18 protein-coding genes are annotated in these 22,345 nt (G+C 63.4%); 12 read left to right on the forward strand and 6 right to left on the reverse strand.

The genetic code is table 11. From position 1 onward, the window contains the following. Window positions 1–64: 64 nt before the first annotated feature. From OQE56_RS18560 to OQE56_RS18585, 6 genes are all read left to right on the forward strand, one after another. Window positions 65–307: a hypothetical protein gene (locus OQE56_RS18560; RefSeq protein WP_267226334.1), complete on the forward strand. Its 243-nt coding sequence runs from the start codon at window positions 65–67 to the stop codon at window positions 305–307. Between the two features lie 165 nt (window positions 308–472). Further along, a complete protein-coding gene (gene mgtA, locus OQE56_RS18565; RefSeq protein WP_267226335.1) occupies window positions 473–3,142 on the forward strand; it encodes a magnesium-translocating P-type ATPase in 2,670 nt (889 codons plus the stop codon). 172 nt (window positions 3,143–3,314) lie between these two features. Beyond that, a complete protein-coding gene (locus OQE56_RS18570) occupies window positions 3,315–4,964 on the forward strand; it encodes a Na/Pi cotransporter family protein (RefSeq protein WP_267226336.1) in 1,650 nt (549 codons plus the stop codon). 278 nt (window positions 4,965–5,242) lie between these two features. Further along, entirely contained in the window at window positions 5,243–6,358 is a 1,116-nt protein-coding gene (locus OQE56_RS18575) for an efflux RND transporter periplasmic adaptor subunit (RefSeq protein WP_267226337.1), read from the forward strand. Continuing rightward, on the forward strand, window positions 6,351–9,452 hold the full coding sequence (locus OQE56_RS18580) for an efflux RND transporter permease subunit (protein ID WP_267226338.1): 3,102 nt from the start codon (window positions 6,351–6,353) through the stop codon (window positions 9,450–9,452). Before OQE56_RS18575 ends, OQE56_RS18580 begins: the two co-directional genes overlap by 8 nt. 2 nt (window positions 9,453–9,454) lie before the next feature. Further along, window positions 9,455–10,984 (forward strand): efflux transporter outer membrane subunit, encoded by a 1,530-nt coding sequence (locus tag OQE56_RS18585; RefSeq protein ID WP_267226339.1) that lies wholly within the window; start codon window positions 9,455–9,457, stop codon window positions 10,982–10,984. An 85-nt stretch (window positions 10,985–11,069) separates the two neighbouring features. Here the strand turns inward: OQE56_RS18585 and OQE56_RS18590 are convergent, their stop codons facing one another. Together OQE56_RS18590 and dnaG are read right to left on the reverse strand one after the other, a co-directional pair. Continuing rightward, a complete protein-coding gene (locus OQE56_RS18590; protein ID WP_267226340.1) occupies window positions 11,070–11,696 on the reverse strand; it encodes a DedA family protein in 627 nt (208 codons plus the stop codon). 233 nt (window positions 11,697–11,929) lie between these two features. Further along, a complete protein-coding gene (gene dnaG / locus OQE56_RS18595; protein ID WP_267226342.1) occupies window positions 11,930–13,663 on the reverse strand; it encodes a DNA primase in 1,734 nt (577 codons plus the stop codon). A gap of 144 nt (window positions 13,664–13,807) precedes the next feature. Here dnaG and OQE56_RS18600 point away from each other — a divergent pair, with 144 nt between their 5' ends. Then, entirely contained in the window at window positions 13,808–14,467 is a 660-nt protein-coding gene (locus OQE56_RS18600) for a GNAT family N-acetyltransferase (protein WP_267226343.1), read from the forward strand. Window positions 14,468–14,521: 54 nt separating this feature from the next. Here OQE56_RS18600 and OQE56_RS18605 read toward each other — a convergent pair whose 3' ends face one another. Next, window positions 14,522–14,968 carry a GatB/YqeY domain-containing protein gene (locus OQE56_RS18605; RefSeq protein WP_267226344.1) on the reverse strand — a complete coding sequence of 149 codons (447 nt, stop codon included), beginning with the start codon at window positions 14,966–14,968 and terminating at the stop codon, window positions 14,522–14,524. Between the two features lie 167 nt (window positions 14,969–15,135). Continuing rightward, complete coding sequence (rpsU, locus tag OQE56_RS18610; RefSeq protein ID WP_014404075.1) at window positions 15,136–15,351, reverse strand: 30S ribosomal protein S21; 216 nt, start codon at window positions 15,349–15,351, stop codon at window positions 15,136–15,138. A 123-nt stretch (window positions 15,352–15,474) separates the two neighbouring features. On the opposite strand from rpsU, the gene tsaD reads away from it, so the two are divergent. From tsaD to OQE56_RS18630, 4 genes are all read left to right on the forward strand, one after another. Then, the gene (tsaD, locus tag OQE56_RS18615; RefSeq protein WP_267226382.1) at window positions 15,475–16,497 is read left to right on the forward strand and encodes a tRNA (adenosine(37)-N6)-threonylcarbamoyltransferase complex transferase subunit TsaD; all 1,023 of its coding nucleotides are present in this window, start codon (window positions 15,475–15,477) and stop codon (window positions 16,495–16,497) included. Window positions 16,498–16,600: 103 nt separating this feature from the next. Next, complete coding sequence (gene folB / locus OQE56_RS18620; RefSeq protein ID WP_267226349.1) at window positions 16,601–16,960, forward strand: dihydroneopterin aldolase; 360 nt, start codon at window positions 16,601–16,603, stop codon at window positions 16,958–16,960. 10 nt (window positions 16,961–16,970) lie between these two features. Beyond that, window positions 16,971–17,453: a 2-amino-4-hydroxy-6-hydroxymethyldihydropteridine diphosphokinase gene (gene folK / locus OQE56_RS18625; RefSeq protein WP_267226351.1), complete on the forward strand. Its 483-nt coding sequence runs from the start codon at window positions 16,971–16,973 to the stop codon at window positions 17,451–17,453. Between the two features lie 70 nt (window positions 17,454–17,523). Further along, window positions 17,524–18,381, forward strand: coding sequence for a DUF6159 family protein (locus OQE56_RS18630; RefSeq protein ID WP_425601646.1), 858 nt, complete (start codon window positions 17,524–17,526; stop codon window positions 18,379–18,381). A gap of 62 nt (window positions 18,382–18,443) precedes the next feature. Here OQE56_RS18630 and OQE56_RS18635 read toward each other — a convergent pair whose 3' ends face one another. Together OQE56_RS18635 and OQE56_RS18640 are read right to left on the reverse strand one after the other, a co-directional pair. Next, window positions 18,444–19,190 carry a pteridine reductase gene (locus tag OQE56_RS18635; RefSeq protein WP_267226356.1) on the reverse strand — a complete coding sequence of 249 codons (747 nt, stop codon included), beginning with the start codon at window positions 19,188–19,190 and terminating at the stop codon, window positions 18,444–18,446. A 73-nt stretch (window positions 19,191–19,263) separates the two neighbouring features. Next, window positions 19,264–19,911, reverse strand: coding sequence for a hypothetical protein (locus tag OQE56_RS18640; protein ID WP_267226359.1), 648 nt, complete (start codon window positions 19,909–19,911; stop codon window positions 19,264–19,266). A 196-nt stretch (window positions 19,912–20,107) separates the two neighbouring features. Here OQE56_RS18640 and OQE56_RS18645 point away from each other — a divergent pair, with 196 nt between their 5' ends. Continuing rightward, window positions 20,108–22,306 carry a TonB-dependent receptor gene (locus tag OQE56_RS18645; protein WP_267226360.1) on the forward strand — a complete coding sequence of 733 codons (2,199 nt, stop codon included), beginning with the start codon at window positions 20,108–20,110 and terminating at the stop codon, window positions 22,304–22,306. Window positions 22,307–22,345 lie beyond the last annotated feature (39 nt).

The following is a 22,345-nucleotide window of genomic DNA, read 5'->3' on the forward strand; positions in this document are numbered from 1 at the left end:
CGACTAGGGAAGACCGGCCCACCTCTAACGGCGCCGTCAGCGCCGTTACCGAGGAGAAAGGGCCATGAAGCTCCTTCGCGATTTCTTCCGTCTGCGCACTGCAGCCCGCCCGCTGCTGGGCCGTCGTGCGGATTCCCGCCGTTCCTGGACCATTACCGTCCCTGCGCCGCTCCATGAGACGCAGGCCCCGGTGGTGCTCGATATGCATTGGCACGCCGATGCCTCGCGCGGCCGCCCGGTCGCCAACTGGCATGAACATGCCGCTCCGCAAGCACAGCGTCATCTGCAACTGGTATCCAGTCACTGATGAAGGCTGCGTCGCACATCGCTCTGCCCCGCAAGGGCTGGCCTCCGCCAGTCCCGTGGCATCGATTGCGGCGAAGTCTCTAGCTCAGGTCTTGGCGTTACGCGCGGGTTGAACCCGCCGGCTCGCTGGTCCGACCCAGGTGTTACCGAATCACGGAAGCGAGTCATGTTGAAGCACTCCACCCAGACCGTCACCGGCAAGACGGCCGGCAAGAGCGCCGCCGCCCCGGTGCGCGTGGCCGTCGCGCAGGAGGCGTTCCGCCATAACGAGGCCCTCTACGCGGCGCTGGACACCAGCGCTGCCGGTCTCAATGAGGAACAGATCACCGAGCGTCTGGATCGTGATGGCCTCAACGAGGTGTCGCACGAGAAGCCGCCGCACTGGTCGGTGCAGTTGCTGCGCGCGTTCAAGAACCCGTTCATCATCGTGTTGTTGGTGCTGGCTGCCGTGCAGCTGTTCACCGACGCCAGCGACCTCACGGGCCCGATCATCATTGCGGTGATGGTGGGCATCAGCGTGCTCCTGAGCTTCACTCAGGAATATCGTTCGTCGAAGGCCGCCGAGAACCTCAAGGCGATGGTGCGCAACACCGCCACGGTGACGCGCCGCGCGTCTGACGGTCACAGCGAGCGCATCGAAGTGCCGGTGGGCGAGCTGGTGGCCGGCGATATCGTGCATCTGGCGGCAGGCGACATGGTGCCTGCGGACCTGCGTCTGGTCTCGGCCAAGGACCTGTTCATCAGTCAGGCCATCCTCACCGGTGAATCGCTCCCGGTGGAGAAGTCGGCGCCCTCGCATATGCACAGCGGCGACGAACTGGACAGCGGCCAGCACGGCGACAACCCGCTCGATCTGCCCACCGTCTGCTACATGGGCACCAACGTGGTGAGTGGTAGCGCTACGGCCGTGGTGGTGGCAACGGGTGCGCGCACGTATCTCGGCTCGATCGCACGCACCATCGTCGGGCAGCGCGTGCAGACCAGTTTCGATCGCGGCGTGAACAGCGTCAGCTGGCTGCTGATCCGCTTCATGGCGGTGATGGTGCCGATCGTTTTCCTGATCAATGGTCTGGACAAGCACGACTGGCTGCAGGCATTTCTGTTTGCGCTGTCGGTCGCGGTGGGCCTGACGCCGGAGATGCTGCCGCTGATCGTGACGGCGAACCTGGCCAAAGGCGCCCTCGCGATGTCCAAGCGCAAGGTGGTGGTGAAGCGCCTCAACGCCATCCAGAACTTTGGCGCGATGGACGTGCTGTGCACTGATAAGACCGGCACGCTGACGCTGGACAAGATCGTGCTGGAGCGCCACCTCGACCTGTACGGCGAGGAGTCGGATGAGGCACTGGAATACGGTTACCTCAACAGCCGCTTCCAGACGGGCCTGAAGAACCTGATGGATAAGGCGGTGCTGACCCATCGCGATCTGGAAGAAGTCGCGCAGCACTACCGCATCGTCGACGAGATCCCGTTCGACTTCCAGCGCCGCCGCATGTCGGTGGTGTTGGGCAATGGCGACGGCAACGAGCTGCTGGTGTGCAAGGGCGCGGTCGAGGAAATGCTCTCGATCTGCGCGTACGCCAAGGCGGGGGATGAAGTGTTGCCGGTGACCGACGAGATGCGCGCCGACATCAAGGCCATGACGCGCGGCCTTAACGAAGACGGTCTGCGTGTGCTGGTGGTTGCCATCAAGCGCCAGCCGCCGGCCGGGCGCGCCTATGGCGTGGCGGATGAAAGCAATCTGATCGCCATCGGCTGCCTGGCCTTCCTCGATCCGCCGAAGGACAGCGCGGCCACTGCCATCGCGGCGCTGCATCACCACGGCGTCGAGGTGAAGGTGATCACCGGCGACAACGAGGCGGTGACGCGCAAGATCTGCCGCGAGGTGGGCTTGGACGTGGAGCACTCCGCGCAGGGCAAGCACATTGAGCCGTTGAACGACGATGCGTTGGACGAGCTGGTCAAGCGCACCACCGTCTTCGCCAAGATGTCGCCGCTGCAGAAGGCGCGCGTGGTGAAGTCACTGCAGCGTCAGGGCCACACTGTGGGTTTCCTCGGCGACGGCATCAACGATGCACCGGCGCTGCGCGAGGCTGACGTGGGTATATCGGTGGACACCGCCACCGATATCGCCAAGGAATCGGCGGACATCATCCTGCTCGAAAAGAATCTGATGGTGCTGGAAGAGGGCGTGATCGAAGGACGTATTACCTTCGGCAACATCATCAAGTACATCAAGATGACCGCCAGCTCCAACTTCGGCAACATGTTCTCGGTGTTGATCGCGAGCGCGTTCCTGCCGTTCCTGCCGATGCTTCCGCTGCAGATTCTGGTGCTGAACCTGCTGTACGACATCTCGCAGCTGTCGATTCCGTTCGACCGCATGGACGACGAATACTTGCGCAAGCCGCGCAAGTGGGATGCCAGCGACATCGGCCGTTTCATGGTGTGGATTGGTCCGGTCAGCTCGATCTTCGACGTCACCACGTTCCTGCTGTTGTGGTACCTGTTTGGCGCGAACTCGCCGGAGCATCAGTCGTTCTTCCAGTCCGGCTGGTTCATCGAGAGCCTGCTCACGCAGACGCTGATCGTGCACATGATCCGCACGCGCAAGATCCCATTCCTGCAGAGCATCGCCTCCGCCCCGGTGCTGGCGCTGACCACGGCCATCATCATCATCGGCATGCTGGTGCCGTACACCGGCCTGGGCGCGAAGATCGGCATGATGCCCATGCCGGGCGTGTATTTCGCCTGGCTGGCGGCGACGGTGCTCACCTATTGCGTGCTGACGCAGTTGATGAAGCTGGTCTATATCCGCCGCTACGGGCGCTGGCTGTAATCGGTCGCCGATGACCGGACGACGGCGCCCTGTATGGGGCGCCGGACCCGCCACCGCGACAGCACCACCCGTATAAGAGGGCACCTCACTGGTGCCGTGTATTCACGACGGACTCCCGCAAGGAAGGACGTGGACGCTTGCATCGTCCAAAACCGATAAAGGAGGTCTCGCCATGAAAGGCACCTTCGCTCTGCTCGACATTGCCGGCTACGTCGCCCTGTTGCTGTGGGGCACGCACATGGTCACCAGCGGCGTGCTGCGTGGTTACGGCAGTGCATTGCGTCGCTGGATGGGCCGCTATCTCGCCCATCGCCCGGCGGCGCTGGGCTTTGGCATATGCATTACCGCGATTCTCCAGAGCAGCACCGCCACCGGCCTGATGGCTACCTCGTTCGCCGCCAGCGGCTTCCTCGGGCTTGCTCCGGGTCTGGCTGTGATGCTCGGCGCCAACGTGGGTACCACGCTGATCGTGCAGGTGATGTCGTTCGACATTTCCATCGTGGCGCCCGTGCTGATCCTGATCGGCTTCACCATCCATCGCCGCACGGATGATGTGCGCTACGAAAACATCGGTCGCGTCTCCATCGGTCTCGGCCTGATGCTGCTGGCGCTGCATCTGTTGGTAGGTGCGATGGCGCCGGTGGAGAACGCCCAGGTGCTGCGTGCGATTCTGCAGAGCCTGGCTAGCGAGCCTGTGCTCGCGATGCTGGTGGCGGCTCTGCTGACCTGGGCGTGCCATTCCAGCGTCGCGGTGGTGCTGCTGATTGTTTCGCTGGCCACCGCGGGCGTGGTGGATGCGCCGGGCGCATTGGCGCTGGTGCTGGGCGCCAACCTCGGCAGCACGATCCCGGCCCTGATGGAGGCACATACGCCGGTGGCGCGCCGCCTCCCCATGGGCAACCTGATGGTGCGTGCATTCGGCTGTGTCGTTTGTCTGCCGCTGTTGCCGATGATTGCGCACTGGCTCGCGCCGCTGGGCGATACGCCGGCGCGCATCGCGGTGAATTTCCACACGGCCTTCAATCTGGCGTTGGCGTTGATCTTCATTCTGCCGCTGGAAAGCCTGGCGCGTCTGCTGGTGCGTCTGCTGCCTGAGCCGCCCAAGCCCAACGATCCGGGTGTGCCGCAGTATCTGGACGAGGGGGCGCTCGACTCGGCCAATGTGGCGCTGGCCAATGCGGTACGCGAGTCCATGCGCATGGCCGACATGGTGGAGGGCATGCTCAAGGGGATCGTCGAGGTCTTCGGTAAGGACGATCGCGCACGCGCCACCGCTATCAGCCGCATGGACTCATCGCTCGACCATCTCGGCCTGGCCATTCGCGAATATCTGGCCGACCTCGGTGGCGTGGCACTCAACGAAGAAGACGGCGAGCGTAGCCAGGAGATTCTCGCCTTCGTGATCAACATCGAGCACATCGGCGATATCACCGCCAACAACCTGATGGAGTTCGCCGCCAAGAAGGCCGCGAACGGCCAGGATTTCAGCGCCGAGGACATTGAGGATCTTGCGGCCATGCACACGCAGGTGATGGAAAGCCTTCGCCTGGCGCTCACTGTGTTCCTGCGCGGCGACCTGCGCGCGGCCCAGCAGCTGATGGCGCGAAAGGAATCGCTGCGGAAGCTGGAGAACGATGCCTCCGAGCGGCACATCAAGGCCCTGCGCGAACGACGTGACGGGGGCGGTGGCGCCGACGTTTACCTGCGTATTTTGCGTGACCTCAAGCGCGTCCACTCGCATCTGGCGGCCCTGGCCTATCTGCCGCTGGAGCGTGCCGGACTGTTGCAGGATCGTCTCGTGCGCGAGCCGGTGACGACCTGACGTAAGCCTTCATGGCTATCGTATTAAATCTGTAAAGGAGCAGCGGCAAATTGGATCCGGACCCATCGACTAGAACCGAGTCTTTCTGCTGACCGCACCACCCCCGTTCTTGTGATTGCTCCGTTCGGAGCGACACCCGCACGCGGCGGCCGGTGACGGTCAGTTCGCGGGCGGGTCATACGCCGCAACTTTCGGGCTGCGCGTTTTCCCCTTCGCCTCACGCGCCCTGTGGCCTGCTGGCTACAGCGGCTGCACGCATTTTTTTTAGGGGAAAACCCATGTCGTATCGTTTGTCCCAACTGTGTCTCGCTATGGCCCTGACCATGTCGCTGGCCGCCTGCTCCTCGCACCAGGCCGGCGACCAGTCGGTCGGGCCCGCGTTCGTGAATGATCACGGCGTGCTGCATGTGCCCGAAAAGTCGCCGCTGCGCAAAGAGCTGGTGATTGCGCCCGTGGATATGCGCGAGTCGCCGCATGCCATGGTGTTTCCGGGAACGGTTGAAGCCGATCCGGCCCACACGACCAATGTTGTGGCGCCGCTCACTGGCCGCGTCGCCCAGCTGAAAGTCGGCCTGGGCGATCACGTCGCGCGCAACCAATTGCTGGCGGTGATCGAATCGGGCGACATGGCTCAGGCCTATGGCGATGTGGCCAAGGCCAGCGATGCACTGAATCTGGCCAGGAAACAGCTGGATCGCGCGAAGGGCGTGCAGCAGGCCGGTGGCAATGCGGTGAAGGATCTGGAGTCCGCCCAGAGTGCCTATAACCAGGCGCAGGCGGAAATGGATCGCGCCCAGACGCGCCTGCATTCGCTCACCGCGTCTGGCGCCGCCGGAGCGGCCCATAGCATCCAGATCACCGCACCGACGAGTGGCTTCGTCACGACGCTGGCGACCTCGCCGGGCGCCTATGCGAATGACGCCTCCGCCGTGCTGATGACCATTTCCGATCTGAGCACGGTGTGGATTACCGCCAACGTGCCCGAGGCGGATGTGGGTTTCGTGGCCAAGGGGCAGGCGATGGATGCCACGCTTGACGCTTTTCCCGGCCAGGTGTTTCACGGCCAGATCAGCTTTGTGAGTCAGGTGCTCCAGTCGGATACGCGCCGCGACATGGTGCGTGCAACGTTCGCCAACCCGGACGGGCGTCTGAAGCCCAACATGTTTGCCAGGGCCAGCATCAACGTGCCGCAGCCGGCCCAGGTGTTTGTGCCGGATTCTTCCCTGCTGATGAACAACGACAGCACCACGGTGTTCGTCGAAGTGTCGCCCTGGACCTTCGAGCGCCGCACCGTCGAGCTCAGCTACGACGAACGCGCGGGTGCACGCGTGCTCAAGGGCCTCAAGGCGGGTGATCGCGTGATCGTGAAGGGCGGAGTTCTGCTCAATGATTAACGCGATCTTCCACTTCTGCTTTCAGAAGCGCGTGCTGTTCTGTGTGGTGTCGGTACTGGTGCTGTGCTTTGGCTACTACTCGTGGACGCAGCTGGCCATTGAAGCCTACCCCGAGTTGAGCGATGTCACCGCCCAGGTCACCACCCAGGTACCGGGCCTTGCCGCCGAAGAAATCGAACAGCAGATCACCATTCCGCTGGAGCGCGGGCTGGCCGGTACGCCCGGTCTGGTCAGCATGCGCTCGAGCAGCACGTTTGGTCTGTCGCTCATTACCCTCGTCTTCAAGGATGGCGCAGAAGACTATTGGTCGCGTCAGCGCGTGATGGAGCGCATCAGCCAGGTGACCTTGCCGCCAGGCATTACGCCTGGGCTGGATCCGGTGTCTGGGCCGGCCGGCGAGATCTATCGCTATACGCTCGAATCGACCAGCAAGAATCTGATGGAGTTGTCGGAGCTCCAGCGCTGGGTGGTGGTGCCCGCCCTGCAACGCGTTTCCGGCGTAGCCAACGTGGATATTTTTGGCGGCTTTACCAAAGAGTTCCGCCTGGAGCTCGATCCGGACAAGCTGCTGAAGTACGGCGTGAGTGTCAGCCAGGTAAGCAGTGCGATTTCGTCCAACACGGCCAACGCTGGCGGCGGTCGCGTTACGCGCGGCGAGCAGTCGTACATTGTCCGTGGCATCGGCATGGTGCACACGCTGAAGGATATGGGCGACATCGTGGTAACCCAGAGCAACGGCGTACCGGTGCGGGTGAGCGATCTGGGCAAGCTGCAATATGGACATCAGGTGCGCGAGGGCATTCTCGGCAAGGACAACAATCCCGACACCATCGAGGGCATCGTCGATCTGCTGAAATACGAGAACCCTTCGCGCGTGCTGGAAGGTATCCACGCCACGGTCGATGAGCTGAACAAGCAGCTGGCCTCGCAGGACGTGCGCATCGTGCCGTATATCGATCGCGACGATCTGGTCAGTGCCACCAAGGAAAAAGTCTTCCACACCGTGTTGGAAGGCGTGGGCCTGGTGTGCATCGTGCTGATCCTGTTCCTTGGCAGCCCACGCTCAGCCATGGTGGCCGCGGTGGCGATTCCGATGTCGCTGGTCACCGTGTTCATCCTGATGCAGTTCACGCACATGCCGGCGAACCTGTTTTCGCTGGGCGCGATTGACTTCGGTGTGATCGTGGACGGCACCATCGTGGTGACCGAGGCGATTCTCCGCCGGCGCGAGGAGAAGCCGAATGCGGTGCTGACCGAAGGCGACGTGATGACGGTGACCAAGCACGTCGGCCGCTCGATCTTCTTCGCCACGCTGATCATCATCACGGCCTACCTGCCGCTGTTCGCATTCGAGCATGCTGAGGGCAAGTTGTTCCGGCCGATGGCGTTCACCGTCGGCTATGCTTTGTTGGCGGCGCTGCTGTGCACAGTGACGCTCACCCCAGGTCTGGCCTATATCGCGCTGCGCAAGCCGCGCAAGATTTTCCATAACAAGCCGCTGGAACGGTTGCAGGCTGCCTATACGGCGACGTTGGGGCGGCTGTTGGGCAAGCTGCCGGTGGTTTACTCCGTGGCCGGCGTGGCATTTGTGGGCGTGCTGGTGTTGGGCGCTTCCATCGGGCGGGAATTTTTGCCGGAGCTCGACGAAGGCTCGTTGTGGTTGCAGGTACAGATGCCCACCGGCCTTTCGCTGGACAAGGCGAGTGCGATGACAGCCGAGCTGCGCCGCGCTGTACGAGAGTTCCCGGAGGTGTCCCATGTGGTGACCCAGATGGGCCGCAATGACACGGGCACGGACCCCTGGACGCCTTCCCACGTCGAGGCCGGTGTGGGCCTGAAGCCGTACGATGCGTGGCCGGACCATGAAAGTAAAGCGGAGTTCTTGCGCCGCTTCAATGCGCGCATGCAGCAGATTCCCGGCATCGCGGTGGGCATCAGCCAGCCGATTGTCGATGGCGAGAATGACATGATCGGTGGCGCACATAGCCCGCTGGTGCTGCGTATCTACGGCGACGATCTCAACGAGCTGCGTCGCATCGGAGCCCAGATTGTCGAGGTGCTGCGTGGCGTACGCGGTACGGCGGAGGCCTCGATCTTCCAGGAGCCGCCGATTCCCCAGATGGCCATCGTGGCCGATCGTGATGCGGCAGCGCGTTACGGCATCAATGTTTCGGACATCAGCAACCTGGTCCAGACCGCCATTGGCGGTTCGCCGATCACACTGGTGTATGTGGCCGACCGCATCTACAACGTGACGGCACGCGTCTCCAACGAAACGGCCAACAGCGTCGAGGCGGTGGGCGAGTTGCCGCTGACTTCGTCGACGGGTGCGCAGGTGCCGCTCAAGCAGGTGGCCTCCATCGCCATGAAGAGTGGCGAGAGCACCATTTCGCATGAGAACAGCAAGCGTCAAGTGACCATCCGTGTCGACAACCGTGACCGCGCGCTGTCGGAATATCTGGCCGACGCACAGAAGCAGATCGACGCGAAAGTGAAGTTCGATACGCAGAACTATCGCCTCGAATGGGCGGGCACGTTCGAGAATCAGCAGCGCGCGCAGGCTCGCCTGATCGTGGTGATGGGCCTGGTGCTGGCCATCATGGCGGTGCTGTTGTTTGCCGAGTTCGGCAAGTTGCATCAGGCAGCGTTGGTGCTGGGTGTGGTGCCGCTGGCAGCGGTGGGTGGTTTGATCTCGCTGCACCTGCGTGGCGAGACGCTCAACATCGCCACTGCCGTGGGTTTTATCGCGCTGTTTGGCGTGGCGGTGCAGAACGGCATCATCATGGTGTCCAACATCAACCGCGTGCGTAAAGAAGGGCACGCGCTGAAGGACGCCGTGATCGAAGGCGCCAGGGAACGCTTCCGTCCGGTGCTGATGACCGCCACGGTAGCCAGCGTGGGCATGTTGCCTGCCGCCCTCGCCACCGGCATTGGCACGGACGTGCAGCGTGGCCTGGCCACCGTGGTGGTGGGTGGTTTGCCGATCGCCACGCTGCTGACCCTGTTTGTACTGCCGGGTCTCTATTTCGCCGTCGAGCGCTTTATCGAGCGCCGGCGTCGCCAGCATCGCGCGCATCCGTCGCGGGAGCTCTGATCATGAACCACATCGCTAACCTGACTTTTTTCCGCACACCAGTTCGCCTCGCACTGGCACTGGCCATTGGCGTGGCGTTGGTGGGGTGCACTGTCGGTCCCAACTATAAGCGTCCGGATGCTCCCGCTGCGAAGGATTACGCTCCCACGCCGATGCCGAGCGGCACCGAATCTGCGGCCGTCAAAGGCGGCGAAACGCAGCAACTGGTGCAGTCGATGGATATTCCCGGCCAGTGGTGGACGCTGTTTCACTCCGAGCCGCTGAATGCGCTGATCGATGATGCGCTCAAGCACAACGCCGATGTGGAAGCGGCCCACGCCGCGCTGAAGGCGTCGTGGGAGGCCGCCTATGCGCAGCGTGGCGCGTACTTCCCGCAGGTCAACGCCAGCATCAACCCCACGCGTCAGGACATCGCCAAGGATCTGGCCAGTCCGGCCGCTTCGGGTGCGGACCTGTACAACCTCACCACCGCGCAGGTCAGCGTGTCGTATGTGCTGGACCTGTGGGGCGGCAATCGCCGTCAGGTGGAATCGCTGGTGGCTCAGGCCAATGCGCAGCGTTTCGAGCTGGAAGCAACCTATCTCACGCTCACCACCAATCTGGTGAACGCGGCCATTACCGAGGCGTCGACGCGGTCGCAGATCGAGACGACGCAACAGATCATCGAGGCGCAGAGCAAAGTCCTTTCGACCATGCAGCGGCAGCATGAGCTGGGCGATGTCTCCGATGCGGCGGTAGCGGTACAGGTCACCGCACTGGAGCAGAGCAAAGCCACGCTGCCGCCGTTGGAAAAGCAGCTGGCTCAGCAGCGCGATCTGTTGGCGGCACTCGCCGGCCGCACGCCGGATCAGGACATCGGTGCACAGTTCACACTCGATGCCCTTCAATTGCCCACGGAGTTGCCGAAGAGTCTGCCGGCGCAGCTGGTGGAACAGCGGCCAGACGTGCGTGCGGCGGAGGAGCAACTGCACTCAGCAAGTGCGAATGTCGGTGTGGCGATCGCCAACCGCTTGCCCAATGTCCAGATCAACGCGGCCTTCGGTCGAGCCTCGGAGAAAGCGAGCGATCTGTTTAGTGCCGGCAACGGTTTCTGGAATCTCGGCGCCACGGTGTCACAGCCGTTGTTTGACGGTGGCACGCTCAAGCACAAGCAGCGCGGTGCCGAGGCTGCGTTTCAACAGGCTGCCGCGCAGTATCGAAGCACCGTGATCCAGGCCGTGCAGAACGTGGCCGACACATTGCACGCCATCGACGCCGATGCGAGGGCATTGGCGGCGGCTGAGCGCGCCGAGCATGCGGCTGCGCAAAGTCTGGCGATCGCGAAGCGTCAGCTTGCGCTGGGTGATATCAGCGAGAGCACCATGCTTACGGCCGAACTGGCCTGGCAGCAGACGGCGATTGCATTAGTGCAGGCGAGGGCTGCGCGCTATGCCGATACCGTGGCGCTGTTCCAGGCGCTGGGCGGTGGCTGGTGGAATCGTCAGGATGCGACGGACGTGGCTGCCACGGTGGCACCCAAAGAGAAAGGTTAGAGAAGTCTGTGTAACCTTCACCGTCATGCCGGCCTTCGCCGGGATGACGGTGAGGAAGTCGTTGAGGTCGCGGCTAGCGTGGCCGTTAAGGCGACTCCGACTCGCAAGCCACCCGCCGCTTGTGCCGCCACCACAGCACCAGCACCACGATGAGAATGGCGCCGCCGAGCAGCCACAGACCGTTCTGGCCGCGATGAATCCACATGGCGAGCCACTCGTGGTTGTCCGCGCCGAAGTAGCCCAGATAGACCCAGATGGGCACGCTGATCAGCGCCGCAAGTCCGTCGAGCATGAAGAAGCGCAGGAACGACACGCGATGGGTCGAGCCGGCGGTAATGAATACGGCGGTACGCATGCCGGGTAGAAAGCGGGCAATGAACATCAGGCGATTGCCGTAGCGCTCGAATTTCTCCTGCACTTTGGCATACCGTTCCGGCGTAAGTACGCGAGCGACGAAACGTATCTTGAGGATGCGCGCGCCGAAGTGATGACCAAGCAGGAACATGCCGGCATCGCCCACCAGCACACCGGCCATACCCACGCCGAACATGGTGTGCACGTTGGCGTAGCCAAGGCCGGCGATCACACCGCCGGCGACGAGAGTGATGTCTTCGGGCAGCGGGACACCGGCGCCGCACAGCAACAACGCGATGAACACCGCGATGTAGCCGTTTTCGGCGAACAAGGTCACCAATTGTTCAAGCAGTTCCATCTACATCCATGCCCGGGTGTGTTGCCTAAGCCCTCAAAGAGGGGCCGATGATCCCATACGAAAGTGCCAAAGCGCTTGCCGCAGCGCAGGGTACTTCCAGGCCCCTCTCCCCCGAGGGGAGAGGGTTGGGGTGAGGGGGCAATCTTGCGGGGAAGATGGTTAGAACCGTGTTCTTTGGGTCGCTATCGCGAGCACCAGGCCCTCACCCCTTAGGGGAGAGGAAGCAACGCGAGTCAGACCGTTTTGGCCGGCGCCGCGCCCTTAGCCGCCAGCAGCTCGCGCAGCTCAGCCTTTTCCGCACTGTCCAGCGAGCTTTCACGACTTTTGGCAGTGAGAAAATCGCGCCGCTGCACGATGGCTTGCTGTTCCATGCGCGTCAGCGCATCGAAGAACTCGGCGCGCTGCGCTTCGGGTTCGCCCACGACCATCGCCGCCATCAATTTCTGCAATGCCGCGTATTCAGGGCGTTCGGCGTAATGCTCCACGAGCATGGCCGGATTGATGCCGGGGCGTGAGCGTGCCGTGTCAATGAGTTCGGCCAGCAGTTCCACGCCGGGTTTGTCCAGGCGAAGGAAACCATAAGGGCGTTCCACCTGGTCGGCCACGCCCGGCTGCGCGAGCAGCAAGGCAATGGCGCTACGCACCAGCGAGCGCTGCACCACGATAGGGCGCTGAACCGTGCGTCGTGCCGCAGGGTCTGCTTCAAGCACGGCGCGTGCGCCGGTGCGCTTTTCCAGCTCCTGTGCCATGAGGTCGCGAAACGCGCCGTCGGGCAGTTTGGCGATCAGCGGACGGGCGCGCTCAGCAAGACGAGCGCGGCCGTCGAGGCTCGCGGTATCCACGTCGTGCGCGAGTTCGCCGAAGAAATATTCCGACAGCGGCGTGGACGCTTTCAGGCGCTTCTCGAAACCGTCCTTGCCTTCCTTGCGGATCAGCGTATCCGGGTCCTCGCCGTCGGGCAGAAACAGAAAGTAAGCCTGGCGGCCGTCGCGCAATCGCGGCAGTGCGGATTCCAGCGCCTTCCACGCCGCCGCGCGGCCGGCGCGGTCGCCGTCGAAACAGAACACCACATCGGGCGCTGCGCGGAACAACACCTCGGTGTGTTCCGGAGTCGTCGCCGTGCCCAGCGTGGCCACCGCAATGGGCAGGCCCGCCTGATGCATGGCGATCACATCCATGTAGCCCTCGACCACCACGATGCGCTGCAGGCTCGGGTTGGCCTGCTTTACCTGCCACATCGCGAACAGTTCGCGGCCTTTGTGGAACAAAGGTGTTTCGGGTGAGTTGAGGTATTTGGGCCCCTGGTCCGACTGCAACACACGGCCACCAAAAGCGATCACGCGCCCGCGACGATCCAGAATCGGAAACATCAGGCGTTCGCGGAACCGGTCGTAGCGATGGCCGCGTTCGTTGCTCGCCACCATGCCCGCTTCATTGAGCAACTGCATGCGGCGGTCGCTGCCGCCGAGGGCCTTGATGACGCCATCGAAACCGGCCGGCGCCCAGCCGATGCGGAAGCGCTGGATGGTCTGCGCATCGAGTCCGCGTTTCTTGCAGTAGGCCTGCGCGTCGGCGCTCTTGGGCAATTCCCTTTCGTACCAGCTCGCTGCGCTGTCGAGCAGGGCGTAGAGATCCGTCTTGTCTTCGCGTGGCCGATCGTCACCGCCTTCGCGCGGCACGGTGAGACCTACCGATTGGGCCAGCTCCTCCACGGCATCCGGGAACTCCAGACGTTCGTAGTCCATCAGGAACTTCAGCGCACTGCCGTGGGCGCCGCAGCCGAAGCAATGGAAGAACTGCTTGGCCGGGCTCACGTAGAACGAGGGCGAGCGCTCGTTGTGGAACGGGCAGCAGGCCGTCCACTCGCGGCCAGCTTTTTTCAACGGCACGCGCCGCTCGATCACGTCGACGATATCGACACGGCCAAGCAGTTCGTCGATGAAGCTGTCAGGGATACGTCCGCGCATAAGCAACCTAGTTTAGAGCGTATGACGCGTTTCCGATGCAGCTGTGGCCGGATCGCCCCCCTGGCTGGCCCGGTGTTGCCACTGCGCGTGGCGTTTGGGTTGCCCTATGCTGGTTTCGGGGAAGCCGTTGGGCTTGGGGTGAACATGAAGGGTAATGTGCTGGAAACGGCAAGGTCGGGCGTGCAGGTGCGTTTTCGTCCCGCAGCGCCCGAAGACGCGTCAGCAGCGGTGCCGCTGATCTACAGCTCAGGGCCCGCGGCGTTCGACTTCGTATTTGCGACCAGTGATGGCGGCGACGCGCAGGCGTTCCTGCATCGCTGCTTCGTGGACGGTGCCGGTGAATTCGGCTGGCGCAATCATTGGGTCGGCGTTGCTGCGGGCCGGGTGGTGGCGGTGGGTGCGGGGTATGGGGCGGACACCAAGTGGCCGTTCACGCTGGCTGCGGCGCGGCAAATCCTGAAGCATTACGGCGTGGGTCGCGCCCTCGGCGTGATTTCGCGGGGGCTACGGGTGGAGTCGGTGATCCGGCCACCGGATGGCGACATGCACTACCTCGCACACCTCGCTGTGGCGCCCGAACTGCGCGGGCAGGGCATCGGTCGTGCGTTGATCGATCAGCTGATGAGTACGGCCCGCGCGGTGGGGCGGCATCGGGTGGTGCTGGATGTGGCGGCCAGTAATCCGCGTGCCGAGGCGTTGTACCGCCGCACCGGTTTTCAGGTGGTCGGCGAGCGCAAATCGAGGCTGGGCAACGCGTGGGGCAAGGTGCCCGATCACCGGCGGATGGAACGGTTAATCGACTGAGCGGGCAGCGGACCGGAACCGGTCCGCCGCCAAATGCGCTTGCTGGTGCTGCGATCAGCCGGCCAGGCGAGCCTTCACGCGGCCAGACACCACGCCCATATCGGCGCGGCCAGCGGCCTTTTCCTTCACTGCGGCGACCACCTTGCCCATATCGCGGGCCGAGCTGGCGCCCGTTTCGGTGATGGCGGCGGCGATCAGCGCGTCGATTTCCTCTTCGCTGAGTTTGGCCGGCAGGTAGGCCTCGATCACCTTCATTTCGGCGCGTTCCACGTCGGCCAGGTCCTGGCGGCTGGCCGCCTCGTACTGGCTGATGGAGTCCTTGCGCTGCTTGACCATCTTTTCCAGCACGGCCAGCGTCTGCACGTCGTCGAGCTCGATACGCTCGTCCACTTCGCGCTGTTTGACCGCGGCCAGGATCAGTCGGATGACGCCCAGGCGGTCTTTCTCGCCGCCACGCATGGCGGTCTTCATGTCGTCGGTGAGCTGCTGTTTCAGGGTCATGGGTCTTTTCCTTGGAAACACACAAAGCCGGCGTTGCACTTGGCAACGCCGGCTAGTGTAGGTCTACTGACTTAGCGGCAGCGGATGGACGCGCCAACTGCCAGGCTACCCGTCGTGGCGCCGAAGGCGCCCGGAACCTCTTGCCGTCCGCAAAGCGGACGACAGGCTCAGTACAGGCGCGTACGACGCGACGTGTCGCGCGAGAGACGACGCAGGTGACGCTTCACGGCGGCAGCGCGCTTGCGCTTACGTTCCTGGGTCGGCTTCTCATAGAACTCGCGCTTGCGGGTCTCGGCGAGGACGCCGGCCTTTTCGCAGGTGCGCTTGAAGCGGCGCAGGGCAAGCTCGAACGGCTCGTTCTCGCGGACTTTTACGCTGGGCATGGAAACTCCAAGTGGTAGACTGGCTCGCCTGAACGGGCCGTTTGAATACGGTGAGCCGCGAAGTATAACGTGGAAACGACAGCAATTTCAAAGCCCCAGATCGACCCGCCGGTAAATAAGCCGGTGTTGGGCATCGAGACCTCCTGCGACGAGACCGGCGTGGCCCTGCTGCGCTGGGAGCCTGGCGCGCCTGGCGACGGCCTGCTTTCACATACCCTCTACAGCCAGATCAAGCTGCACGCCGAGTACGGCGGGGTGGTGCCTGAGCTCGCCAGCCGCGATCACGTGCGCAAACTGCTGCCGCTGGTGCGCGAGGCGCTGGCCCAGGCGGGCCTGACCCCGGCCGACCTTGGCGGCGTGGCGTATACCGCCGGGCCCGGTCTGGTGGGTGCTCTGCTGGTGGGCGCTTCCGCCGCGCGGGCCATGGCCTGGGCGCTGGGTGTGCCGGCCATCGGCGTGCATCACATGGAAGGCCACCTGCTGGCCCCGCTGCTGGAAGAGGATCCGCCGGAGCCGCCGTTCGTGGCCCTGCTGGTGTCCGGCGGCCACTCCATGCTGGTGGAAGTGAAGGGCATCGGCGAATACAAGATTCTTGGCGACACCCTGGACGACGCCGCAGGCGAAGCGTTCGACAAGACCGCCAAGCTGATGGGTCTGCCGTATCCCGGTGGTCCGGCGCTGGCGAAGCTGGCCGAACAGGGGCGTCCGGGCGTGTTTCGTTTCTCGCGCCCGATGACCGACCGGCCCGGCCTCGATTTCAGCTTCTCCGGCCTGAAAACCCAGGTGTTGCTGGCCTGGCAGCAATCCGACCAGAGCGAGCAGACGCGCGCCAATATTGCTCGTGCGTTCGAAGAAGCGATTGTCGACACCATGATCATCAAGTGCCGTCGCGCCCTGCAGGCCAGCGGCGCCAAGCGTCTGGTGATCGCCGGTGGCGTGGGCGCCAACAAGCACCTGCGTGAGCAGCTGGCGGCGGCCGGTGCGAAGGATGGCTTCAAGGTGTATTTCCCGCGCCTCGCCTTTTGCACGGACAACGGCGCCATGATTGCCCTGGCGGGCGCCATTCGTCTCGCCCACGGCCAGCACCAGGACGAATCGGTGCAGGTGTTTCCGCGCTGGGATCTGGAAACGCTGCCAGCGGTGTAATCGCCGCGCCTTCCTGTCATGGGAGCGCACCCTGTGCGCGACAGGCATCCGGGCCAGTCGCGCACAGGGTGCGCTCCCACAAGGAGATCGCTACCCTATCGGCATGGATATCGTTTTCATTGAAGACCTGCGCATCGACGCGGTGATCGGCATTTATGACTGGGAGCGCCGCGTGCGCCAGACCCTGTCGTTCGACATCGAAATGGCGTTCGACAACACCGTGCCCGCCGCGAGCGACGACATTGCGCTCACGCTCAACTACAAAGACGTTTCCAAACGGCTGATCGATTACGTGAGCGCTTCCAGCTTCGGTCTGGTGGAGACGCTGGCCGAACGTTGCGCGGCCATCATTCGTGACGAGTTCGGCGTGTCGTGGGTCCGCCTGAAGCTGTCCAAGCCGGGTGCTGTGCGCGGCGCGAAAGCCGTAGGTGTCCGCATCGAGCGCGGCATTCGCCCGCAGTAATGGGATAACGATGGCGCGTGTTTATCTGAGCCTCGGCTCCAATCTCGAGCCCCGCCGCTATCTCCGTGCCGCGCTGGATGAACTGGGCGCGCGATTTGGTGCGCTGACTGTCTCGCCGGCCTATCGCAGCCGGTCGGTGGGTTTCGACGGAGCGGATTTCGTGAACCTCGCAGTGGGGCTGGATACCGATCTTTCGCCCGAAGCGCTCAACGAGTGGCTGCATGCGCTGGAAGATCGTCACGGCCGCCGCCGCGATGTGCCACGTTTTTCCGATCGCACCCTCGATGTGGATATCGTGCTGTATGACGATCTGGTGCGGCAGGGAGAAGGGCACCTCGATATTCCGCGCAAAGAGCTGCGCCATGCCTTCGTACTCAAGCCGATGGCCGACATCGCACCGCAACTGGTGCATCCGGTGAGCGGGCAGACCATGGCGGCGCTATGGGCGTCGTTTCCGGCAGAAAGCGAACCGCTCGAATTCGAAGCACTTTGAGTCGTGCGGCACTGTTACCGCTATGGCGCGGATGCTAGATAGTTTTCCATCATCACAAGGAGGCAGGTGTATGGCAGGTCGTTTTTCACGTAGTTGGAGCTTGATGAAGGCGAGCGCTGATGTGTTGCGTTCGGACAAGTCGCTGCTGATGTTCCCTCTGGTATCTGGCATTTGCTGCTTGTTGGTAGCAGCCAGTTTTCTTATTCCTGTCGCCCTTGCGTTCGTTGGTTCCGGTGTGGCGGGCGAGACACAGGAGCGTGCGCTTTCTGTTGGCGGCTATATCGCGCTGTTTCTGTTCTATCTGGTGCAGTACTTCGTGATCATTTTCTTCAACACCGCACTCGCCGGTGCGGCGTTGATGCGCTTGCGCGGTGAATCCACCAGCTTCGGTGAAGGCATGGCCATCGCCCGTTCGCGCATCGTCAGCATCTTCGGCTATGCGTTGATCGCCGCCACGGTGGGTTTGGTGTTGCGTGCGCTGCAGGAGCGATTGGGCCTGATCGGCCGGCTGGTCGCCGGTTTCCTCGGCCTCGCATGGACGGTGGCTACGTTCCTGGTGGTGCCGGTACTGGCCAGTCAGGACGTGGGTCCCACCGACGCCATCAAGGAGAGCGTGGACCTGCTCAAGCGTACCTGGGGCGAAAACATCATCGGCAACGCGGGTATCGGCGTGGTGTTCGGCCTGCTGATGTTTCTGGCCATCCTGGTATCGGCCGGCCTGATCATGGGCGCCGTTGCCATGCAATCGACGGCCGTCGTGGTCATAGCCGTTGCTGTCGTGGCCATCGGCATCACCTTGCTGGGCCTGATCCAGGCATCGCTGCAGGGCATCTATGCAGCGGCGTTGTATCGCTACGCCGAGGAAGGTCAGGTGGGTTACGGTTTCGATCAGGCGCTGCTCGAGCAGGCGTTCAAGCCGAAGAAGTAATCGGCGAGCATCGGCATCATGGGAAAGCCAACGTGGCCGCGCGGATGCGCGGCCACGTTCGTTTACACGGACAACGTCCGTCCGCCATCGATGCGAATGATCTGCCCCGTGACGAACGGCGCATCACGCAACAGCCACAGCACAGCACCGGCCACATCTTCGGGCGAGCCGGCGCGTTGCAGTGGCGTGCGGGCCAGCATGGCCTGCTGGTCGTCATAGGGCTTGCCGTCGCTGGGCCACATCACCGCGCCGGGGGCAACGCCGTTTACGCGAACATCGGGGCCAAGGTCGAGCGCCAGCGATCGTGTCATCGCGGCCAAGGCGGCCTTCGCCATGCAGTACAGCGGATGATGGGCGAGCGGACGCTCAGCGTAGATATCCACCAGATTGACGATGGCGCCGCGCGCTTCGCGCAATGCGGGCAGCGCGGCCTGCGCGAGGAAGAACGGCGCCTGCGCATTCGACGCAAACAAGTCATTCCACTGCGCCGGCGTGGCGCTGCCCACCGGCGTGGGATAAAACGCCGAGGCGTTGTTGATCAGCGCATCCAGACGGCCAAAGCGGGACAGCACCCGCTGTACCAACTCGGGCAGGCCGTCGATGTTTGCCAGTTCACCCTGCACCGTAAAAGCGCTGCCAGCGCGCTGACGTTCCAGCGAGCTGGCCAACAGCTCGGCCTCGGCGGCCGAATGACGGTAATGGAGTGCGAGGTCGTAGCCGGCTGCGTGCAGCGTGCGGGCGATCACCGCGCCCACGCGCTTGCCGGCGCCAGTGATCAGGGCAACGGGGCGCTCGTGACGTGGACTCATGCGTGGGCTCCTGCGTGACGCGCTGGGGTAACGAGCAATGGGGCGGTGAGCTTGCCGCAAAGCAAAGGCAGCGTCATCCGGTGCTTTCCGGTGGCCGCACGGCGGGGTGCTCGGTCGACACGGCGTCAGTCTCGATGGTGGCCATGAACATCTCAATGGCAGTGCGAGCTACCTGTGCTGTGTCGTAGTAGGCGTAGGCGCCCACGCCAACGGCGCCTACGACGGGCAGCCAGCGCGAAATGCCCCTGCCCACGGCGCGCTGCGTCACCTTGATGCCCACCGTTTTGGCGACGCGCTCGGCCACGGTGTAAGTGACGCGACGAAACAGCAAGCGATCACCCACACGCACGACCAGGTCGCGAAACGCCTGCGCGGCGGTGTGGCGGAACAGGCACCACAGCATCTGCTCGCGGCCCAGCTCGGGATGTTTGCCGAACGCGGCGGCGATGTCGGCGACCATCTGTGCCTGGATCTTCCAGATGGCGATCAGCTCCGGCAGCACGGTCAGCCAGCCCAGCGGCCCGGGCGGCAAGGCAAGCGTGCTGGCGGTGAGCGCCGCGCGCTGGGCGGCGCGGGTGGCCAGTCGCTGTGCCTCGGTTTCGGGCGTTTTGCTGCCGGCCACGGCGCTGTCCGGGATCTGGCTGACGAAATCCAGGATGGCCTGGGTCACGCGACTGTGGTCGGTGATCACAGCAGGTAGCTGGGAGGAGGGCTTGGCCATGGTCCGCGGCTCGCTGAGCGTTGAGAGCGCCAGTCTAGGGCCAGCGGGTGAAAGTCTGCTGACCTCGCGCGGTCAAGGCTTAACGCAGGATGTTGCACGGCCGGGCATGACTTTTGGGGCAGGCACGGGGTCGGCTAGAATGGCAATGTTATAACGTATCGAAAATAACAACCGACCGCCCCTCCCCGGAAACCCGATGAAACGTACCTTGCTTGCCTTGAGTCTTGCCGTTGCACTGGGCGCCGCTGCCCCCGCGGCATTTGCCCAGACCAGCCCGAACCCGGAGTCGCCCAGCGTCACCAGCAGCGACGCCAGCGGCGGCGCCGACGCAGACAGTGCCGGCCGCAACACGCCGGGCAAGGTGAAGCAGCTTGGTGCGGTGGATGTGAACGCGGCACTCGACCAGTCGCGTAATTCGCTGTCGCCGGATACCGGCAGCAGCCAGTACGTGATCGATCAGAAGGCCATCCAACAGTTGCCGCTGGGCGACTCGACCCCGTTGAATCAGGTGCTGCTGCAGGCACCCGGCGTGGTGCAGGACTCCTACGGCGGCCTGCATGTGCGTGGCGATCACGCGAACCTGCAGTACCGCATCAACGGCGTGATCATTCCCGAAGCCATTTCCGGCTTCGGCCAGACGCTCGATGCGCGCACCATCCAGAGCGTCAAGCTGCTCGATGGCGCGCTGCCGGCGCAGTACGGCCTACGCACGGCTGCGGTGGTGAACATCGACACCAAGAGCGGCCATGACCTCGGCAATGGCGGCAGCGTGGGTATCACGGGCGGTTCGTTCGGCACGCTCAATCCCAATGCATCGCTGTGGGGAAGCAACGATCGCTGGAGCTGGTTCGTCACGGCGAATTACCTGGAGAACGATGTCGGTATTGAAAACCCGACCTCCAGCCGCAGCCCGATTCACGACCATACCAATCAGGTGAAGGGTTTCGGCGATGTGTCGTATCTGATCGATAACGACACGCGCATCAGCTTCATGTTTGGCGCGACCAACAACCGGTTTGAGATTCCCAATAATCCGAACCAAACCCCGCAGTACGCCTATCTGAACCAGACTGAGTTCAATTCGGCTGACCTCGATGAGCGGCAGAAAGAGAAGCTGACGTTCGGTGTGCTCTCGCTGCAGGGCAAGTTGGGCAAGACGGACTATCAGGTGTCCCTGGGCCAGCGTTACACCAAAGTGGGCTTCGATCCCGACAATGTCGGTGACCTGATGTTCAATGGTGTGGCATCCACCATTGATCGCACCAACCGCGCCAGCACCTTGCAGGCGGACTTCTCCACGCCGCTGGGCGACAGCCATACGCTGCGCTACGGCATCTACGGTGAGTTCGAGCGCGGCAACATCAGCAACCATTCGCTGGTGTTCCCGGCCAACCCCGATGGCACGCAGGCCAGCACAACGCCAATGGCCATCTACGACGCCACCAACCTTCTGGCTCGTACATGGTCGGCGTATTTGCAGGACGAGTGGAGCATCGGCGAGAAGTGGACCGTCAACTACGGCCTGCGCGGTGATCGCTACGAGTTGTTCCGCACGGAGAGCCAGCTCAGCCCGCGCCTTGGCGTGGTGTATCAGGCGACCGACAGTACCGTCGTCCATGCCGGCTATGCGCGTTACTTCACGCCGCCGGCGACCGAGGTGATCGACGACAGCAACATCGCACGCTTCAACGGCACCACCAACCAACTGCCGAGCAGTGGCAACAACCTGCCGTTGTCGGAGCGTTCGGACTACTACGACCTGGGCATCCAGCAGCAGGTTGGCTCCACGTTGACGCTGGGGCTGGATGCGTACTACCGCAAGGTGCGCCGCCTGCAGGATGAAGGTCAGTTCGGCGCGGCACTGATCTACTCCAACTTCAACTACAACTACGGCCGCATCCGTGGTGTGGAGTTCACTGCCAACTACAACGATGGTCCGGTCTCCGCGTACTTCAATGCGTCGTTCAACCGTGCCATGGGCAAGCAGGTGCTCACCGGGCAATACAACTTCAGTCCCGAAGAGTTGGCTTACATCTACGACCACTGGATCCATCTGGATCACGACCAGAAGCTCACCTCGTCGGGCGGCGTCACCTACGCCTTTACCGACACGACCCGTGCAGGCGTTGACTACGTGTTCGGCAGCGGCTTGCGCAAGGGAGCGCCGGGTGTGCCGAACGGTGCGTCGTTGCCGTATTACTTCCAGCTCAACCTCAACGTGGCCCATGACTTCACCTTCGGCAGCTTCGGCAAGGTGAAGACCCAGCTCGCGCTGATCAATGCGCTGGATCGCAGCTATCAGCTGCGCGACGGCACCGGCGTGGGCGTGGGCGCGCCGCAGTACGGTCCGCGCCGGGGCGTCTATCTGAGCCTGCAGAAGGACTTCAGCTTCTAAACGTTTCAACGGTCAGCTGGGCCCACTCCGTCATAGCCT

The sequence above is a fragment of the Dyella silvae genome, from assembly GCF_026421305.1.
GTDB lineage: Bacteria > Pseudomonadota > Gammaproteobacteria > Xanthomonadales > Rhodanobacteraceae > Dyella > Dyella silvae.

Excerpts from the sequence above, each read along its gene's own strand:
- OQE56_RS18560 (WP_267226334.1), top strand. The coding sequence starts at position 65 with ATGAAGCTCCTTCGCGATTTCTTCCGTCTGCGCACTGCAGCCCGCCCG.
- mgtA (WP_267226335.1), top strand. The coding sequence starts at position 473 with ATGTTGAAGCACTCCACCCAGACCGTCACCGGCAAGACGGCCGGCAAG.
- OQE56_RS18570 (WP_267226336.1), top strand. The coding sequence starts at position 3,315 with ATGAAAGGCACCTTCGCTCTGCTCGACATTGCCGGCTACGTCGCCCTG.
- OQE56_RS18575 (WP_267226337.1), top strand. The coding sequence starts at position 5,243 with ATGTCGTATCGTTTGTCCCAACTGTGTCTCGCTATGGCCCTGACCATG.
- OQE56_RS18580 (WP_267226338.1), top strand. The coding sequence starts at position 6,351 with ATGATTAACGCGATCTTCCACTTCTGCTTTCAGAAGCGCGTGCTGTTC.
- OQE56_RS18585 (WP_267226339.1), top strand. The coding sequence starts at position 9,455 with ATGAACCACATCGCTAACCTGACTTTTTTCCGCACACCAGTTCGCCTC.
- OQE56_RS18590 (WP_267226340.1), bottom strand. The coding sequence starts at position 11,696 with ATGGAACTGCTTGAACAATTGGTGACCTTGTTCGCCGAAAACGGCTAC.
- dnaG (WP_267226342.1), bottom strand. The coding sequence starts at position 13,663 with ATGCGCGGACGTATCCCTGACAGCTTCATCGACGAACTGCTTGGCCGT.
- OQE56_RS18600 (WP_267226343.1), top strand. The coding sequence starts at position 13,808 with ATGAAGGGTAATGTGCTGGAAACGGCAAGGTCGGGCGTGCAGGTGCGT.
- OQE56_RS18605 (WP_267226344.1), bottom strand. The coding sequence starts at position 14,968 with ATGACCCTGAAACAGCAGCTCACCGACGACATGAAGACCGCCATGCGT.
- rpsU (WP_014404075.1), bottom strand. The coding sequence starts at position 15,351 with ATGCCCAGCGTAAAAGTCCGCGAGAACGAGCCGTTCGAGCTTGCCCTG.
- folB (WP_267226349.1), top strand. The coding sequence starts at position 16,601 with ATGGATATCGTTTTCATTGAAGACCTGCGCATCGACGCGGTGATCGGC.
- folK (WP_267226351.1), top strand. The coding sequence starts at position 16,971 with ATGGCGCGTGTTTATCTGAGCCTCGGCTCCAATCTCGAGCCCCGCCGC.
- OQE56_RS18630 (WP_425601646.1), top strand. The coding sequence starts at position 17,524 with ATGGCAGGTCGTTTTTCACGTAGTTGGAGCTTGATGAAGGCGAGCGCT.
- OQE56_RS18635 (WP_267226356.1), bottom strand. The coding sequence starts at position 19,190 with ATGAGTCCACGTCACGAGCGCCCCGTTGCCCTGATCACTGGCGCCGGC.
- OQE56_RS18640 (WP_267226359.1), bottom strand. The coding sequence starts at position 19,911 with ATGGCCAAGCCCTCCTCCCAGCTACCTGCTGTGATCACCGACCACAGT.
- OQE56_RS18645 (WP_267226360.1), top strand. The coding sequence starts at position 20,108 with ATGAAACGTACCTTGCTTGCCTTGAGTCTTGCCGTTGCACTGGGCGCC.